General features: G+C 40.5%; 14 protein-coding genes and 1 tRNA gene. 2 read left to right on the top strand and 13 right to left on the bottom strand.

The features are described 5' to 3' along the window. Positions 1-40 precede the first annotated feature (40 nt). From C0213_01625 to trpS, 7 genes are all read right to left on the bottom strand, one after another. Positions 41-385, bottom strand: coding sequence for a hypothetical protein (locus tag C0213_01625; GenBank protein ID AUX11190.1), 345 nt, complete (start codon positions 383-385; stop codon positions 41-43). Between the two features lie 72 nt (positions 386-457). Continuing rightward, positions 458-1,063: a 16S rRNA methyltransferase gene (locus C0213_01620; protein ID AUX11189.1), complete on the bottom strand. Its 606-nt coding sequence runs from the start codon at positions 1,061-1,063 to the stop codon at positions 458-460. 9 nt (positions 1,064-1,072) lie between these two features. Further along, on the bottom strand, positions 1,073-3,694 hold the full coding sequence (locus tag C0213_01615; GenBank protein ID AUX11188.1) for a TIGR00374 family protein: 2,622 nt from the start codon (positions 3,692-3,694) through the stop codon (positions 1,073-1,075). Positions 3,695-3,781: 87 nt separating this feature from the next. After that, positions 3,782-4,417, bottom strand: coding sequence for a pentapeptide repeat-containing protein (locus C0213_01610; protein ID AUX11187.1), 636 nt, complete (start codon positions 4,415-4,417; stop codon positions 3,782-3,784). A gap of 64 nt (positions 4,418-4,481) precedes the next feature. Further along, entirely contained in the window at positions 4,482-5,279 is a 798-nt protein-coding gene (locus tag C0213_01605; protein AUX11186.1) for a DNA-entry nuclease, read from the bottom strand. After that, the gene (locus tag C0213_01600) at positions 5,272-6,639 is read right to left on the bottom strand and encodes an MATE family efflux transporter (protein ID AUX11185.1); all 1,368 of its coding nucleotides are present in this window, start codon (positions 6,637-6,639) and stop codon (positions 5,272-5,274) included. Before C0213_01600 ends, C0213_01605 begins: the two co-directional genes overlap by 8 nt. 208 nt (positions 6,640-6,847) lie before the next feature. Next, positions 6,848-7,864 carry a tryptophan--tRNA ligase gene (gene trpS / locus C0213_01595; protein ID AUX11184.1) on the bottom strand — a complete coding sequence of 339 codons (1,017 nt, stop codon included), beginning with the start codon at positions 7,862-7,864 and terminating at the stop codon, positions 6,848-6,850. 355 nt (positions 7,865-8,219) lie between these two features. Between trpS and C0213_01590 the strand changes: the two genes are divergently transcribed. Continuing rightward, complete coding sequence (locus tag C0213_01590) at positions 8,220-10,517, top strand: ATP-dependent DNA helicase (GenBank protein AUX11183.1); 2,298 nt, start codon at positions 8,220-8,222, stop codon at positions 10,515-10,517. 70 nt (positions 10,518-10,587) lie between these two features. Here C0213_01590 and C0213_01585 read toward each other — a convergent pair. Together C0213_01585 and C0213_01580 are read right to left on the bottom strand one after the other, a co-directional pair. Beyond that, positions 10,588-10,660, bottom strand: a tRNA-Thr gene (locus C0213_01585). Between the two features lie 64 nt (positions 10,661-10,724). Beyond that, the gene (locus tag C0213_01580) at positions 10,725-11,567 is read right to left on the bottom strand and encodes a Cof-type HAD-IIB family hydrolase (protein ID AUX11182.1); all 843 of its coding nucleotides are present in this window, start codon (positions 11,565-11,567) and stop codon (positions 10,725-10,727) included. Positions 11,568-11,765: 198 nt separating this feature from the next. Between C0213_01580 and C0213_01575 the strand changes: the two genes are divergently transcribed. Beyond that, positions 11,766-11,981, top strand: a complete 216-nt coding sequence (locus tag C0213_01575; GenBank protein AUX11181.1) for a DUF2187 domain-containing protein — start codon at positions 11,766-11,768, stop codon at positions 11,979-11,981. 48 nt (positions 11,982-12,029) lie between these two features. Here the strand turns inward: C0213_01575 and C0213_01570 are convergent, their stop codons facing one another. The 4 genes from C0213_01570 to C0213_01555 form a co-directional block, all read right to left on the bottom strand. Then, positions 12,030-12,881 (bottom strand): YitT family protein, encoded by an 852-nt coding sequence (locus C0213_01570; protein AUX11180.1) that lies wholly within the window; start codon positions 12,879-12,881, stop codon positions 12,030-12,032. Between the two features lie 75 nt (positions 12,882-12,956). Beyond that, positions 12,957-14,378 carry a dipeptidase gene (locus tag C0213_01565; protein AUX11179.1) on the bottom strand — a complete coding sequence of 474 codons (1,422 nt, stop codon included), beginning with the start codon at positions 14,376-14,378 and terminating at the stop codon, positions 12,957-12,959. 57 nt (positions 14,379-14,435) lie between these two features. Beyond that, positions 14,436-14,789, bottom strand: coding sequence for a PqqD family protein (locus C0213_01560; protein ID AUX11178.1), 354 nt, complete (start codon positions 14,787-14,789; stop codon positions 14,436-14,438). Then, positions 14,770-16,707: a peptide transporter gene (locus C0213_01555; protein AUX11177.1), complete on the bottom strand. Its 1,938-nt coding sequence runs from the start codon at positions 16,705-16,707 to the stop codon at positions 14,770-14,772. Before C0213_01555 ends, C0213_01560 begins: the two co-directional genes overlap by 20 nt. Between the last annotated feature and the right edge of the window lie 8 nt (positions 16,708-16,715).

Raw genomic sequence — 16,715 nt, 5'->3', positions numbered from 1 at the left:
CAAAAGAGATCTTTGTCCTAGAAACACTCTTAGTCGTTTTTTATAACCGTTCTTTAACCTTTGTCGCATAAGCCGTCAACGTTTGCCGTAAATCTTCCATCATTTCTGGAATATTATCGGTTTGTTCGCCAAGCTTATCCTTAAGTTGGTTGAGCTTATCAGCTGCCCCCAACAAATTATTCACGTCTGCATCGGAAAGCTGATCAACCAATTCCAATGCCTTTTGATTACCGTGTAGTTTATCCTTGATAAAGTTTTTGACTGCCGAACGTTTACGGTAGCGTTCAACTTTCTCAATAACTGCCTTAGAACCAACGATGACAGCTGTTGCGCTGACCCCCGCTGTGACACCAACACCAATTAGAATCTTATATCTCATTTTCATTGTATCAACCTCCTTACACTATAGCCCTATTCTAGCATATCCCAGCCTATTTGACGTCTTATCGGCTCAATATTATTTTAACTTAATGCTTTGTAAAATATAGTAGCCTTTGTCCTTATGAATAATCTGCACATTGCCAAAAGTATCTGCCATCAATTGCTTGGCTGAAGGCGCACCTTGTTTCTTTTGAATCACAACATCTAATTCACCATCTGGTAACAAATGTTCGTAGGCACCCTTTAAAATATTTTGAACCACTGCTTTGCCAGCCCGGATTGGGGGATTTGTTAAAATTGCCGCGTATTGGGCCGTCACATTTTGATATTCAGCGGATTCGAAAATTGCAACGTTTTGGATCTGATTCAAATCACAATTTTTTTGTGCCAAGCCAAGCGCGCGTTCGTTAACATCGACCATGTCGATTTGGCGCTCAGGTGCTAGTTTAGCAAGTGTCATTCCGATTGGCCCGTAACCGCAACCCATGTCTAAAATGGGGCCTACTGGTGTTTCGCTTAAATCAACGGCATCTAACAATGCCCGTGAACCATAATCCACAGTATTTTTAGAGAATACACCATTGTCAGTTGTGAACTTGAAATTAAAGCCCCGTAGTTCAAACATCCAATTTTTTTCAGCATGTTCAACTTCCGGATTTTTTGAATAATAATAATCTGTCATTTAAGAACCTCATTTGTCTTGATTGTTAGTTAAGTTGCCGATTTGAACAAACCGCATAAAATGACCTGCGAGTCCTTTTCGTTGTGGCGTCTCTGTCACTTTTTGGTTCACCACTAATAGAATTTGGAGCATCGTAAAGATAATTGAGGTCCGCTTTTGATAAGCAATGTATTTAGGAAGCCACTTCGTCGTATATTTCTTCTTATACGTCCGCAAGCCTTGGAAGCCGTAGAAGTGATAGCCATATTCATAAATCAAATGCGCGATTTTTTCTTCAATAAAACTGAATTCCGACGTCCCCACGTTGGCGAGAGGCGCCATCCCTAAATTGAAGTACTCATAACCTTCTGCTTTGTTGTGTTCAAAAAGACTAATGAAAACTTCATCCATTATACCAGATGGCGCGTCTTTTCTGTGGCGCATGAGGTCAATACTTGAAACTTCTTTCGTCCCCGTTGGCATATCACTGGCAAACGCCACGATGCGATGTTCTGAATCGTAAATCACAGCAATCGCTGCTTGTTGTAGGTAGTTAGGATCAAAGAACCCGAGTGAAAACCCTTTTTCAACGCGACCGTCAAGCCAATCATCCGAAACAGCCTTCAATTCAGCCATTAATTCCGCTGAAAATGGTGGCGTCAATAATTCAAATTGATAGCCTTCACGTTCAAATTTATTCATCAAGGCCCGCTCAGCACGACGTTTCTTACCAACTAACGTAAAGTCAGCCAGCTTCACGTAACCTTCTTCACCAAACTTGATGAAATCAAACCCGATTTCATGTAACTGCATTGTTAATTCAGCCGAGATTTCATAGAACGCCAAGTGACAATCAATCAAATCGGCTTCGCGCATCAATGCTTCAATCGCATCGATGAACTTATCGGGATTTCCAACTGGTTCGCCCATCACAATCAACCGATCCGCTTTTTTCCGGAATAATAAGAAGACCTGATCTTCACCATCTTCTTGATAAAAATAAACTGATTTGTCTTTTAGATAGGCTAGATGACTGACCTCGTTGCCACCATATTCAGCAATTACCTTGCTAATTCGCGCTTCATCAAACGGGGTCGCAATTACGTGTCCGCCCCGACTTAAATATCGGAAAACAATGAACAATGTTGCAGCTGCCACTAACAGACCAACAAAACCGACGAACCAAATTCGTTCTGACGGGAATAATAACGCCGTTGGCACTGGTTTGCGGTGATGCAAGTGTGGTGAATTTGCAATCCCGACAAAACTGTACAGCAAGAAGACACCCACAAAAATGGCACCATCGACAATCCGATCATTCCACGAGAATTCAATTTTTTCACGATAAAGTTCCCGTTTCAATAAGAGACTGGCCAATAAGACCAAGAACAAGAAAACGGCTAACTTAATCGAGAAGTCACGCCATAAGGTATTGGCAATCGCAATCACCAATAAAATCATCAGTGGCCAATAGACCCGTTTCACCCGGTTAGCAACCCCACGCGCTAGTCCTAACATGACAAAGGCCACGATAATGTTCGTTACCCGATCTAGGAAGAAAAATGTGTAAGGATAAAGTTGACCAATCACGGTATTAGTAATCGCAAAGTTGGGCACCGTCGCTACTAATAATAAAATAATCCCCGAAATATAGAGGAAAAAGACGATAAAGTGGTGCGCGATTTTTTGCATAATCTGCCGTGGTAAGCCTTGGAGGTAGTGGTTTAAGCGACTACCCGCGTCGTGCGTAAATAAGCCGACCCCTACCAAGAAAGGCATGATGTAGTAGAACACCCGGTAGAATGATAACCAAACAACAGCATCCGCATTGCCCACACCAATCGCACTCAACCCAAAGATCATAAATAAATCAAACGTCCCTAAACCACCAGGCACCATTGAAATAACCCCAATGATGTTGGCAATCATGAATAATGGTAGGACTTGTAACAAGTCCCCTTTGATTTCTAAGAAATAACCAATCAGTAAGAAGAAGCCGCCAGCAAAGCCCCATTCGAAGAATGAACCCGCTGTTAAGCGCAAGATCCGTTTAACGGATAAATCACTAAAGAATGCTGCGTTCTTCAGACGAGTACTCCCGAGTAATACTGGGAAATAACAAGCCCCACCGACTAACCATAACCAATAGTTAGCATAAATTTGACCAATGCCAAAACCAAAGATTAAGACGATACTAATTAAACACCAAATTGAAAGACCGGCTAATAGAAAGAGCGCAATCTTTGAAATCGCAATTAGAATTTCTTTTTGCGAAGCTTTTTTACCATAGAAGTTAGCTCGTAAGCTAGCCCCTAAAAAGCCACCAAAACCAGCGATATTCGTAAATGTATTAACGATCCATCCCGATTTGACCTGATACCAAAACGAATAATCTTCTGGCAACAATTCCGTAATGACAAAATCGTAATTGAGCATTGGTAATATCGCGAAAAAGCCAATCACGAGCATTGCTAATAACGTTAACGGACTTTGCGTGGTTAGACTAGCCCGTAATTGTTCCCCATTGAGGTCGCGAAAAATACGACCGACTTCAAAGATAACAAATACTAAGACTGATAGGATAAAAAGGCCCTTTAATAGTGTTAAATGGCGCTGGATTGCTTGATAAATACGTCTACCCAAATTTTTCATTTTTGTCTCCTCTTAATTAATGAGATACCTTAATTATAAGCTATCTATCAAAAAAACTCAGCAAAATGACAATTATGTTAGTTACACCTAGCGCACATTAATTCGTAAAGCACTCATAATGACTAACGTTTGAGCAGAACTAACAGTTGCCCCACGCAATAAATCGAGTGAGAAAACTGCTTTTTCAAAAGTATTCTGGCTCAAATCAAACTGTTTTAAATTAGTCCCCGTCAAATCAATGCCATTCAAATCGTTACCGTTCATCGTCAGCCACTGCCAATCAACATATTCAAACGCCACTTCTTGTAGTGAGCATTCTTCAAAAGCCACATGGCGCATGCGGGTTTGGTTGAAACCCGCATAATCCAGTTTGCAAGCAACAAAGCGAACATCCCGCAAACCAGCTTCGGCAAAATCGGCCCCAATTAACTGGCAGCCGTCAAAAGCCACTCGCTGAAAAGTATTACCGATAAATGAACAGTTCAATAACGCGCAATGCTCAAACAGGACGTCTTGAAAATCACAATTATCAAACGTCACCTGCTCAAATTGGATATCTTTAAAGTGGCTGCCCTTGAAATAAGCCATATTAATCGTGACTTCTTTTAACGGCATCTCCGTAATCAACTGGTTCTCGTAGGCTTCGTCCGTTTCAAAATAATTTTCTTGATATGGCTCTAAAGCCGCCGTTAAAATCGGTGCCTGTGCTTTTTTTATTGTCATCATTACTACTCCTCTAACTAAAAAAGATTGGCAGTCAAACTTGGTTGCCAATCTTACTAATTTATTATCTTGTATAACGATTACCTTGGTAACGGTCACTAACTTTCATTGCTGAATCAACGCGACCGCGACCAGTGGCATAATCAAATTGCATCTTAGGTTCAACATTCCAAACATACGCATTAAAATTCAATGTCTTATCCGTTGAAATGGCTTGTACCCAGTAACCACGAGGCATCAATTCTGATCCGCGGAAGACGGTCGTTACTTGGTAAATCACCTTTTTATGGCGAATTAAAGCCTGCCGGACCTGATCTTCAAAAATCTGCATCGTCCGTTGATTACTGAATTCAGTTTGGGTGGCCAAATTCTTAGGACTATCATTGCTGCCTGGTTGACCTTTTTTAAAAACACCATCTTCATCAAAATTAAATGAAATCGCATAAGCAATTAGATGACCACGATTTTGTGGTATTACCCGGTGACCATCAATCATTACAGGCTGGTTATGCCAACCGGTTGGACGCCAATTTTGACGCGCCCGTGTATGCGAATGGCCTAGCGTTTCGTTTGATAAATAGGCCGTGTTGGTCGTCGTTCGATTCAAATCATCCAACGCCCCGTATTTAATGCGTTCAGTTTGCCATTGGCGCACATCTAACGTCGATTTATTGTGATTAACTACCAGATAAGGTTCGTCCCCACTTTTGAACGTCTTAGCGGCTAAAGCCGTTGTTGTTTTGGCTTGCTTGTGAGTCGTCGTTGTTTGTGCTGGTTTATGGGGCGTCGCTGGTTGAACCTGACACCCCGCTAACATTAGTGCTAATAGCGCAACAACGCCAATGAATCTTTTTTTAAACATTTGGGGACTCCTTTTTTTTCGTTTGCTTTGCTGCTCTTCGTTTTAACTGCCGCATGGTCTTAAAGTATGATCCCAATAAGACTAAACATGAACCAATCCAAGCTAATGGATTGGCCATGCTAGCCCCGGTAAAGCCAAGCATCCTCACTAAGATAATACCTGCAAAAATCCGCATTAATAACTCAGCCAATCCTGCTAGCGTTGGCATCACACTCTGCCCTAAGCCCTGTAGTGTATAGCGAATCGCAAACAGGATCGCTAAAATAAAGTAACAACTACTATTATAGCGGAAATAAATTTGCGCTAACGCCGTTACGTGCGGCTGTTGCGTCCCGATAAAGATATTCACTAATGGTCGGCCAAAAGTAATAATTAAAGCCCCCATTATGATACTAAAGGTAATCGACACCAATAACGTTTGCCGCACGCCCACTCGGATTCGATCGTACTGCCGAGCCCCATAATTCTGAGCTGCATAGGTTGCCAGTGCGACACCAAATGAATTGCCGACTTGGTTTGCAAGTTGATCTATTTTGCCAGCTGCCGTATAGGCTGCGACTGCGCTTGCACCTAGTGTATTCAACATAATCTGAATAACAATGGCCCCAATGGCAATAATTGAGGATTGAAATCCCATCGGTAAGCCTACTTTTAAATGCTCACGAACTTCTTTGGGCGTTATCCGAAAATCTTTACGCCGTAAAACCAAGGCTGGAATCCGTCGATAAATATAAATTAAGCATAACACAGCAGAAACCACTTGCGCGGAAACTGTTGCAAATCCAGCCCCTTCAACACCCATTTTAAATCCTAAAATAAAGATAAAATCTAAAACGATATTAACCACCACGCCCACAATTAAGAAAAAAAGTGGGGTTCGACTATCACCCAGTGCTCGGATAATATTCGATAATAAATTAAAAGCCATGGAAGCAAAAATACCAGCGAAAATTATCATAATAAACTGCTGGGCATCAGCAATAATCGCCGTTGGTGTCTTCATCAAAACTAATATTTGCCGCGAAAACACCATACTCAAAATGGTTAAGATTACTGTAATCACCAAACTAATTAGGATACTCGTTGCAAAACTACGCTTCACACCGCGATAATCTTGTGCACCATAACGTTGGGCTGTCAAAATCGATAAACCAGCTGTCGTCCCTGTACAAAAACCAATAATCAGCATATTTAAGCCACCAGTCGATCCAACAGCTGCCAAGGCATTGACACCAATTGTTCGTCCAACAATTAGAGTATCAATAACACTGTATAATTGTTGAAAAATATTACCAATCAACAATGGTCCGGTAAACAAAATAATCACTTTTAATGGATTACCCTTAGTAAAATCATGCATATGAATTCCCCCTTTTTCTCACGCGCTAAATATAACCCACTGCGGTTGATTGAAAGAGCATTTTCAGACTCAATAAATTGAGTTAAGTTTCTCATATGCACTAGTAAATTACCATAAAAAGGCTTAACTTTTTTCACTTTTTTAATGCCATAAGAAAAGCTTGATTGATCTCCTAACTGGCGTTCAATCAAGCTTTCATTAACAAAATTTAGTTGAAATAATTAATCCCCATTGCATCGCGTACTTCTTTAAGCGTTTGTTCTGCAACGGCATTTGCTTTCTTGCTACCTTCTTCTAACATCTTATAAACGGCTGCTGGATTCTTTTCGAATTCAGCACGACGTTCACGAATTGGTGCGAATTTAGCTTGCAAGACTTCGTTTAAGTAACGTTTAATCTTCACATCACCCAAACCACCAGCTTGATATTGTGCTTTGAGTTCAGCCACTTTTTCATGATCATCATCAAAAGCATCTAAATAAGTAAAGACAGTGTTGCCTTCAATGTGACCAGGATCGGTTACTTTGATATGCAATGGATCAGTGTACATTGACATGACTTTCTTTTCAAGCGTTTCAGCGTCGTCTGATAGGTAGATGGCGTTGCCCAATGACTTACTCATCTTGGCGTTCCCGTCTAAGCCAGGTAAGCGACCTTCACCTTTTGGTGGGAAGACGCCTTCTGGTTCAACCAAAATTTCTTGGCCATAAACGTTATTGAATGTCCGGACGATTTCGCGGGTTTGTTCCAACATTGGTTCTTGATCATCGCCAACTGGGACGGTTGTTGCTTTGAACGCTGTAATATCAGCAGCTTGACTAACAGGATAAATTAAAAAACCAGCTGGAATACTTTGTTCAAAGTTCTTTTGTTGAATTTCAGCTTTAACAGTTGGGTTGCGTTGCAACCGCGAAACCGTCACAAGGTTCAAGTAATGCATTGTTAATTCACTTAAAGCTGGAATTTGCGATTGCACAAAGACGGTTGTTTTAGCAGGATCGATGCCTACTGATAAATAATCCAAAGCGACTTGAAAAAGGCTGTTACGAATCTTTTCAGGATCGCGCGCATTATCCGTTAAGGCTTGTTGATCAGCAATCATAATGAATGTTTCGTATTCGCCTGAGTCTTGCATCGCAACTCGGTTGCGCAATGATCCGATGTAATGCCCAATGTGTAATTTACCAGTTGGTCGATCGCCGGTTAAGATGATTTTTTTTGCCATAATAAGGTCCTCCAATTTTTACTTATCAACTAAAAAAACGTCCTAATTGTTGTTCACAATTAGGACGCTTAGACGTGGTACCACCTAAATTGCACGAAAAAATCGTGCCACTTATGCGATAAGGGCGCTACCCGAACTGGCTTATCACCAGCTCCCGATTAAAGGCCCATTCACAACTTGCTTTTGACGACTTCTCAGTACCGCCGCTTCCTGTACAAAAAGTTAAAGTTGCTACTTATCCTTCACTCTGTTTGTTGAATTACTGTCATACTAACGGATTTTAAAATGAATGTCAAACGGTCGCTTTTTTCTAATAACACGACTATAATATAACAACTAACATCTGGAGGTCGCCATGCTACAAGAAGATACGCAACAACAAGAACAAGCCCGTGTTGATTTAACGGTTGACCAAGTCAATCAACGGCTAACGGTTATCAACCAGCAATTGGACAATGCCTATAATGAAACTAAAGATATTGAACAACGTTATGGTGATACTACCAAGGTCAATATCACCGAAGTCGATGATCGGATGGAAACCAACGCTGCTGTCCAACAGCAAAAACAACTAGTCGCAGCGGCCGTTGAAAACGAGAAACTCTTAACGACGCAACAAAAACGACTAACGGATTTAGTTGACTCTCCTTATTTTGGCCGGATTGATATCAATGAAGACGGTGAGGAAGAATCACTCTACATCGGGACCGCCACTTTTATCAACGAACAAGACCAATTCTTGGTTTATGATTGGCGAGCACCAATCGCTAGTATTTACTATAATGGCACATTAGGAACCGTCAGTTACGACACGCCTAATGGCCCCGTTAAAGTTGATTTAACACTAAAACGGCAGTTCAAGATTAAAAACGGTCAAATTGAACATCTTTTTGATACAAACGAAACAGTGGGCGACGAACTTCTGCAAGCCGTCCTCGGCCAACAAAGTGATGAGTACATGCAAAATATCGTTGCAACAATTCAAAAAGAACAAAACGATATTATCCGTGATACCACTGCCGATTTGCTGATTGTCCAAGGGGTCGCCGGCAGCGGTAAAACCTCCGCTGTTTTACAACGCATCGCTTTCTTACTCTATCACAGTCGTAGTCACTTAGAAGCCGATCAAATGGTCCTTTTTTCACCTAATCGCTTATTCAGTCACTATATTTCTGAGGTGCTGCCTAGTTTAGGGGAAAAGAATATGCGCCAAGTGACGATGGCTGAATTTTTAAGTCATCGTTTCTCGGGGCTTCAAGTTGAAACACTCTTCGATCGTTTTGAAAAAGACCAAACGAGTTTCCCAGAAATGACGCAAGCAATGCGCCGCTTTAAAGAAAGTGCCCCCTTTATGCAACAAATTGCGGATTATGTTAAACAGGTTTCTACACAGCCATTGGCCTTCAATGACCTCTACTTTGAAGATCGTCCGTTCTTCACAAAAGCGCAAATTAATAAAATTTATCTCGATCTCCCACATAATATGCGTCCCGGTGATAAATTTATTGCCACTAAAAATACCCTCATTAAACGACTTAAACGCCAAATTAATTTAGAAGTGCACCTTGATTGGGTCGCTGAAAAAATCGATACCTTATCAGATGATGACTACCGTGCCATCGTCGGTGATCGCGAATTTGATTCTGGCGATTTAGAACAAGCATTTATTGCCCGGGAAATTGTTCAAAATTATTTTGCTGATTTATACGATGCTATTTATAACGATTACTTTTTGGATGTGTATACTGAATATCAAAACTTCCTACGGACAGCTTGTCCGGCTACAATTCCGGTTGCCGTTTGGGAAGCAATGATTGAAACAGTCGCTCAAAATAATGAACGCCACCTCGTCGGTTTAAGTGACGCAGCGCCAATTCTGTATCTCCGTGATTTATTAACCGATAGTGGTCAAAATCACAGCATTCAATACTTATTCGTCGATGAGATGCAAGATTATAGCATTGCGCAATTCGTTTATCTCCAGCATGCTTTCCCGAACGCTAAATTCACCGTGCTCGGCGATTACGCGCAGGACGTCTTTACCGCTACTTATCAAGCCGGTAATTTCATTGAACGCCTCTGCGCGGCTTTTCCAAAACTAAAAACTAACCAAATTAGTTTGACGAAGAGCTATCGCGCGACTGCCCCCATCACGAATTTCGCAAAAGCCTTATTGCCTAAAGAAACAGCCTTGCAAGCCTTTAGTCGTGATGGACGGCTCCCTCGTGTCATCACAGCCACTAAGGAAGCTAGTTTAAATGCCTTAACGCAAGAAATTTTCCACCTACAAAAACGGCATGCAACTATCGCCATTTTAACCAAGGATCAACAAACGGCGCGCCAACTTTTCGCCAGCCTGACTCCCGATGATCAGGTAACACTCATCTCCGAAACCACCCGCTCATTGCCAAAAGGTGTTTTAGTATTACCGTTATATCTCGCTAAAGGTCTCGAATTCGATGCTGTCATTGGTTACGACATTTCAGCAACCACCTTTGGCCAATCAAGTGACGTTGACTTACTCTACACACTGATGACGCGTGCCATGCACGACTTAACCTTGTTGGGAATTGGTACCCTCAGCCCACTCATTACTAGCCTCGATCCTCAATACTACCAAAACATTACAACCACTAAGGAAACGATTGCCTAAGCGTTTCCTTTTTTGGTACAAAAAAAGACCGTTGCACATTAGCAACAGTCTTTAATTCGAATGATTATTAAGCTGTTTATCGGATTTGAACCGACGACCCCCACCTTACCATGGTGATGCTCTACCTACTGAGCTAAAACAGCATAATCACGGCTAATTGTTGACCGTGATATAAGTATATCGAAAAATAAAAAGCGGGTCAAGTCCCTAAAGGCCAACTTCTGAATCTGATAATGATAATTCAAAATGTTTTTGTAAAAACTTAGCGACACCATCGTTAACATTACTCTCCGTCACATAATTAGCGACTGCTTTTACTTCTGGTAAAGCATTTCCCATTGCAACACTATACTTAGCCGCTTGTAACATGCCAAGATCATTTTGACCATCCCCAAAAACAAAGGTATGATCTGCATCAATCCCATGTAGGGTTTGAATTTGGCGAATCGCCGTTGCCTTATCGATTCCCTTAGGAATTAATTCGATATTATCCGGTCCGGATGATGATAAATTCATCACATCTTGTTCAGCTAGGTATTGTTTCACTGACGCTAGTAATGCTGGTTCACCTTTCGCAACAATAATACCATTAATAATCTGATTACTCATCGCTAGCAAAGTATCTAAATCATTGACTGAGTCATAAGCAATTTCGGCCCCCATACTGGTGAGGTTCCCCGCATCACGTGCCACAAACCGCGGAATTTCACGTGTATAATATGCCGCATCAGTCGTAAAAAAATGGGCTGATAATCGCGGATTTGATTGTGTGATTTCGTAAGCTGCTTTTAGCGCAGCGTGGCCTAAATGATGTTGAACACTTCCTTGCTCATTTTCAAATACAGCACCATTAGAGGCAATAATTCGTGCATCATCATTAATTTGACGTGCAATTACTTTTCCAAGATTATACATTCGTCCGGTTGCAATATAAAATATCACATCTCGTTGCTGTAGTTCTCGAATAACCCGCTTCGTAAATGGTGTGACAATTTGATGATCAATGACTAATGTCCCATCAATATCTGAAAAAACTAAGTAAGGTTCCATAATAACTCCTTTTTCAGCCGCTTTTGTAATCGCTAACACAACTCTATTCTAGCCTATTTACTTTATAAATTAAATAGCTATCAGCAATTGTGTCACAGATTTATTTTCTTTTTACTTGGTTAGAGCTTGCTATTTAGAGTGACATAGTTTATTATCACCTTATTTGGTAATTTTATTATGTCTAAAGGAGTTTTTACGATGGATAAAGAAAATCTCAATATCGGTGATATTGTCACTGGTAAAGTCAACGAAGATCTAGAGTCAGCTTTTACAGGAACTGTCGAAAAGGTATATGAAAACTCAGCTTTAGTCACCATCACGGATTTCGACGCAGTTGATAAAGCTAACGTTTCGGAATTAAACAACAAAATTGTTGTTAATCTTAAACAATTGAAAGCCGCTAAAACAAAATAGTCCTAAAAGAGCCGATTCAACAATTAATCTTGTTGAATCGGCTCTTTTTTATTCATTACTTTCAAAGCGACCCCATAAATTCATTGTCGATTGAATATTAACAAACGCATTTGGGTCTGCATCTTGCACCACTAATTTAAGGGCGGTCAAATCATATTTAGAAACAACTGTCATAATCACAGATGTCTCCTGATTCGTATATAAGCCCGTCCCATCCAATTCGGTCGCACCATGGATAAATTCGCGCATCCGTTTCTTTAGAGCTTCAGGTTGCTTCGTAAAGATCGTTACTGTCACCTTTTGTTGTTGCGTGTAAATATAGTCCATTAATAAGCTCGATACGAAGATTTCAACGATACTATATAAAGCAGCACCCCAACCAAAGAAAATACCAGCAGCGAGGATAATCATACCGTTAATGACGTTGTTCACGGCACCCACTCGCTTGCCTGTTAACCGACCAACAAGGGTCACAATAACATCAGTTCCCCCAGTGGAAAAGCCCGCTCTAAAACAAAGTCCAACGCCTAGACCAATCAAGGCCCCTCCAAATAAGGCCCCTGCAAAACGTTCAGTAATAATCGGTTGAACCGGTACTGGAATAATCTTCAAAAAAATAACACTCGTAAAGACAGCAACAATACTGAAAATTGCGTATTGATGATTGATTTTAAACCATGCCAATACTAACAGCGGCACATTCAGGATAAACACTAAGGCCGCCACACTCAAAGAACCACCAAGGTGGGCAACAAACGCCGTTAATAATTGTGCTACCCCAGTTACACCACTGGAATACGTCTTAGCAGGAATCAAAAATAAATTCACACTGACCGCTGCTAAAAAACCATAAATCATTGCCACCACAATTCGTTTGGAACTCATTTTTAAATCAGTCATTCTCAGCACCTCCACCAAAAAAAGTCACACTCCCCCCTTGGAAGTGTGACAAATTAATTAAAAGCCCGATTAGACCTAAAGATTCTTATCCATCACAAACGTTAACTTAGACAGTTGTGTCCCTTCAGTAACTAATTGTGCTAACAAATCAGTGGTTGCTTCGTTATAGTGCGTTGCAATCTCATGATTTTGAGCTGTCAAAAAGGCTACGGCGTCAGTTTGATTTTCAATTGCTTTATCAGTTGCAGCAATCTTAGTTCTTGCCCATTCTGATAATGCCTTTTGATAATCGATATCAGCTTGTTTAAACGCACCGTAGTGTGATTCTACAACCATTGCTAAAGCTTCGTGTAACCAATAAGCATTCTTTAAAGTCATCTTTTCAGGCAATTCCCGATAAGTTTCATCCGTATCATTTGCATTCGTAAAGAAAGGTACGTGAGGGCAGAATGTCGGTACACCAAAACCTAACCATTGAACACCTTTCACCGCATCAGGCACATTATTTCTAATCTGACAAATATGGGAATTTTGTGTCCGTGAAAGCGAAATTGCGCGATAAGTCGTCTTTTGTTCTTCCGTCCCATTACCAAGCGGATCATATTCTGTTTCGTTATAATGTGATTTTAACACATATTGAACATCTTCCACACTTAATTTGCGGTTTGCTTTCCGGATAAATGGTAAATCACTTGATTCTGGTTCCTGTTTAATTTCTGGATTGAGATAACGTTGTGCATACCAAACACGTGGTGTGTTGTAGTGACGGTCTTTTTCGGTATCCGTTCCAAAAATCTTCCGGAAATTCCATTCTGTGTCACTTGGATTCAAATGATTTTCACTAACAAATTCTTGAATACCATCTGACCACATGTAGTTATCAGGATCATTAAAATCAATATTTTCAATTGCAACTTGGTTTGCTGCAACTGCGTAACAATCATCAGGAATCTTAACAGCTACCCAGTGATGTCCTGTTACGATTTCTTGATACCAAACTTCATTTTCATCACTGTATTGAACACCATTACCTTCGGCTGAGCCATATTTTGTAACGATATCGCCCATCAACTTAACCCCTTCGCGTGCTGAGTTAATATAGGGTAATACGAGTGAACACATTGAGTCTTCTGCTAAACCATTCTTAATCAACGGATCATATGCTAAAACCCGTTCGTTAGCGTAGACACTTTCTGTGGCAGAAAGTGCGACGTTTTTCTCGTTAATGCCGTCTTCTTCATTCAAACCATCGCTTAAATCACCATTAGGAGTGGAAGTATAACGATACCCTTCTTCTGGTAAGGGCATGGTTAACCCATTATATTTAGAAACATATGTTTCATGCCGATTGTGCACTGCTGGTTGTACGAAGAAACGTTTAGGGTGGATCGCATAAAAGCGATCTTCATTACGCGAAATCATCGTAGAGCCATCAATTGACGCATTCTTGCCCACCATCATTGAAGTACATGCGGATAACTCGATTCTGTCTGTCATTTGAAAAACTCCTTTATCTATAAGCTATTTTAATCATGATTCACAACTTTAATTAACTCAATCCGTCACACGTTTGATTAAATGTTCAGTTTGTTCTAAATGATTTAAATAAACGAGTAATCGTTCATATAGATAGTCGTTTGTTTCATCATATTCGGCTGCGAGTGCTTGGCCAATCTGATAAACACTCCGCTGACCATTAACGTGTCTAAATACGAAACTACCATAATCATCCAGCGTCAATTTTGATTCAGCTGGAATTTTGACGTGTAACCGTCTAAAGAATCGTTGAATCCAATGATCCTGAGGACGAATAATCGTTACCTGTCCCGCTTTTAATTGGAACTTAACTTCTGGTACTTTAGCAAAGATTAGTTGATTTAAATCAACCTCAGCCTTTTGCTTCCTCATCTTCGCTATCTCCTCCTTTTTTGATCATCATCAATGGTGCTGCAATCGCAACAATCATGACAACTAAGAGAATCAATGCCATTTCGTTACTGCTTGCAAAGCCTGAAATCACGCGGTCTTTTAGAACACCTGTGACATGGAGGATAATCCCGATTAAGCCGATAATCGAACCACCAGCGATTAAACCTGAAGATAAACTAATCCCACTTTGGATTCGGTTATTCTTAACAGCTTCATCACCCGTAACTTTATCGATGAACACTTTAATTAAAGCGCCAATTAAAATAATTGATGTTGTTGAAATTGGTAAGTAAAAACCAATCGCAACAGTCATAATTGGTAATTCCAAGAAGTATAATACAATTGCCATTGCAACCCCAACGATAATCATAATCCATGGTAATTCACCAGACATGATACCTGATGTTAACGTTGCGATTAAGTTAGCTTGTGGTAACCCAAAAGCAGGTGTTGCACTATCTGTGACAAATTGTGGTGATAAAATACTGATTGTCCCGATAACGACAACCACCCCGATGATTGCTGAAATCATGAAGTATTTCATCATTTCTGATTTAGAACCACCGATAACATAAGTTACTTTTTGTGATTGCATGTAGCCACCACCAACAGCGATTGCTGTTACGACGAAAGTCCCAAACATTAATAAGATTTGGGTATGTGCATTGCTTGTCCAACCGAATAAGACGAAGACAACCGTCATAATCACTAATGAAGCAATTGTCATCCCTGATACAGGTAAGTTAGAACAACCAATTGTACCGGCAATTCGAGCTGATACGATAACAAATAATAAACTTAAGATAACAGCTAATAATGCACCAACAATCCCCATCATGAAGTTTTGGGCAATAATAATCCCAATTACAAAAATCCCAACCGCACCAAGTACGATTGAAATCATACCAAGTGTATTTTTATCTTCGCCAGTTGTGTTTTTAGCGTTTAATGTCTTCTTGATTGATGTGACAATGGTTGGGATTAATTTAATGGCACCAATTAAACCACCACAAAGCATCATCCCAGCACCAATATATTTAACGTATGAACTTGCTAAATCGTTAACTGTCATTTGGTTAACAGCTAAGCTTGCGTTATTCCAAACATGAGCGCCGTTGCCAGCCATATCAGTAAAGTAACCGATAAGTGGTGCAATGGCAAAGTTTGATAATAAAGCACCCGCAAACATCGTTAAAGCAACTTCTAACCCAACAATGAACCCAATCCCTGCTAGTAAGGGGTTAACTTCAACGTCTAATTTCCATTTATAAAATGATGAGCCAACATAGTTCATCATATTGTTAACAACCCCAAAAACAGAAGTTGTTAACATCGTAATAACGCCACCGATACCAAAGCCAATTCCCATGTATTTCAAAGAATCGCCACCAGTATCAGAAGCAACTAGCGCTTCTGAAATCGCCATGGCTTCTGGATAAACCAAGTTACCATGTTCTTCAACAACTAAGTAGTTATGCACTAATGAAGATGTTCCAATTGAAAAGAGAATTGCTAAAATCCCAACAATTAATCCTTCAATAAAGTTGATATGACCACCAATTAAAACGATGGCTGGTAAAACATAAATCATCCCACTGGCGATTGATTCCCCACCACTGGACATCCCTTGCATGATATTTTTACCTAAAATCCCTTTTGATTTAGCGAAAGCCCCTACTAAACCGGAACCAATGATTGAACCTGGAATGCCGGCCGCAACAGTTAAGCCGGCCTTCATCCCTGAATAAGCAGTGGAAGCTGCAAAAATAATTGCTAATAAGCTCCCCATAATTAAAATAGCAGTGTTACCGACTTTCTTATTCCCTTGGCTAACATACGGGACATACTTTTCTCCCGAAATGCCACCGTATGCTGACTTTGAAAGCTTCTTTTGCATCGAATTTC

The sequence above is a fragment of the Latilactobacillus sakei genome (assembly GCA_002953655.1).
GTDB lineage: Bacteria > Bacillota > Bacilli > Lactobacillales > Lactobacillaceae > Latilactobacillus > Latilactobacillus sakei_A.
This window is presented reverse-complemented; position numbering and strand designations above follow the sequence as displayed.

Excerpts from the sequence above, each read along its gene's own strand:
- C0213_01625 (AUX11190.1), bottom strand. The coding sequence starts at position 385 with ATGAAAATGAGATATAAGATTCTAATTGGTGTTGGTGTCACAGCGGGG.
- C0213_01620 (AUX11189.1), bottom strand. The coding sequence starts at position 1,063 with ATGACAGATTATTATTATTCAAAAAATCCGGAAGTTGAACATGCTGAA.
- C0213_01615 (AUX11188.1), bottom strand. The coding sequence starts at position 3,694 with ATGAAAAATTTGGGTAGACGTATTTATCAAGCAATCCAGCGCCATTTA.
- C0213_01610 (AUX11187.1), bottom strand. The coding sequence starts at position 4,417 with ATGACAATAAAAAAAGCACAGGCACCGATTTTAACGGCGGCTTTAGAG.
- C0213_01605 (AUX11186.1), bottom strand. The coding sequence starts at position 5,279 with ATGTTTAAAAAAAGATTCATTGGCGTTGTTGCGCTATTAGCACTAATG.
- C0213_01600 (AUX11185.1), bottom strand. The coding sequence starts at position 6,639 with ATGCATGATTTTACTAAGGGTAATCCATTAAAAGTGATTATTTTGTTT.
- trpS (AUX11184.1), bottom strand. The coding sequence starts at position 7,864 with ATGGCAAAAAAAATCATCTTAACCGGCGATCGACCAACTGGTAAATTA.
- C0213_01590 (AUX11183.1), top strand. The coding sequence starts at position 8,220 with ATGCTACAAGAAGATACGCAACAACAAGAACAAGCCCGTGTTGATTTA.
- C0213_01580 (AUX11182.1), bottom strand. The coding sequence starts at position 11,567 with ATGGAACCTTACTTAGTTTTTTCAGATATTGATGGGACATTAGTCATT.
- C0213_01575 (AUX11181.1), top strand. The coding sequence starts at position 11,766 with ATGGATAAAGAAAATCTCAATATCGGTGATATTGTCACTGGTAAAGTC.
- C0213_01570 (AUX11180.1), bottom strand. The coding sequence starts at position 12,881 with ATGACTGATTTAAAAATGAGTTCCAAACGAATTGTGGTGGCAATGATT.
- C0213_01565 (AUX11179.1), bottom strand. The coding sequence starts at position 14,378 with ATGACAGACAGAATCGAGTTATCCGCATGTACTTCAATGATGGTGGGC.
- C0213_01560 (AUX11178.1), bottom strand. The coding sequence starts at position 14,789 with ATGAGGAAGCAAAAGGCTGAGGTTGATTTAAATCAACTAATCTTTGCT.
- C0213_01555 (AUX11177.1), bottom strand. The coding sequence starts at position 16,707 with ATGCAAAAGAAGCTTTCAAAGTCAGCATACGGTGGCATTTCGGGAGAA.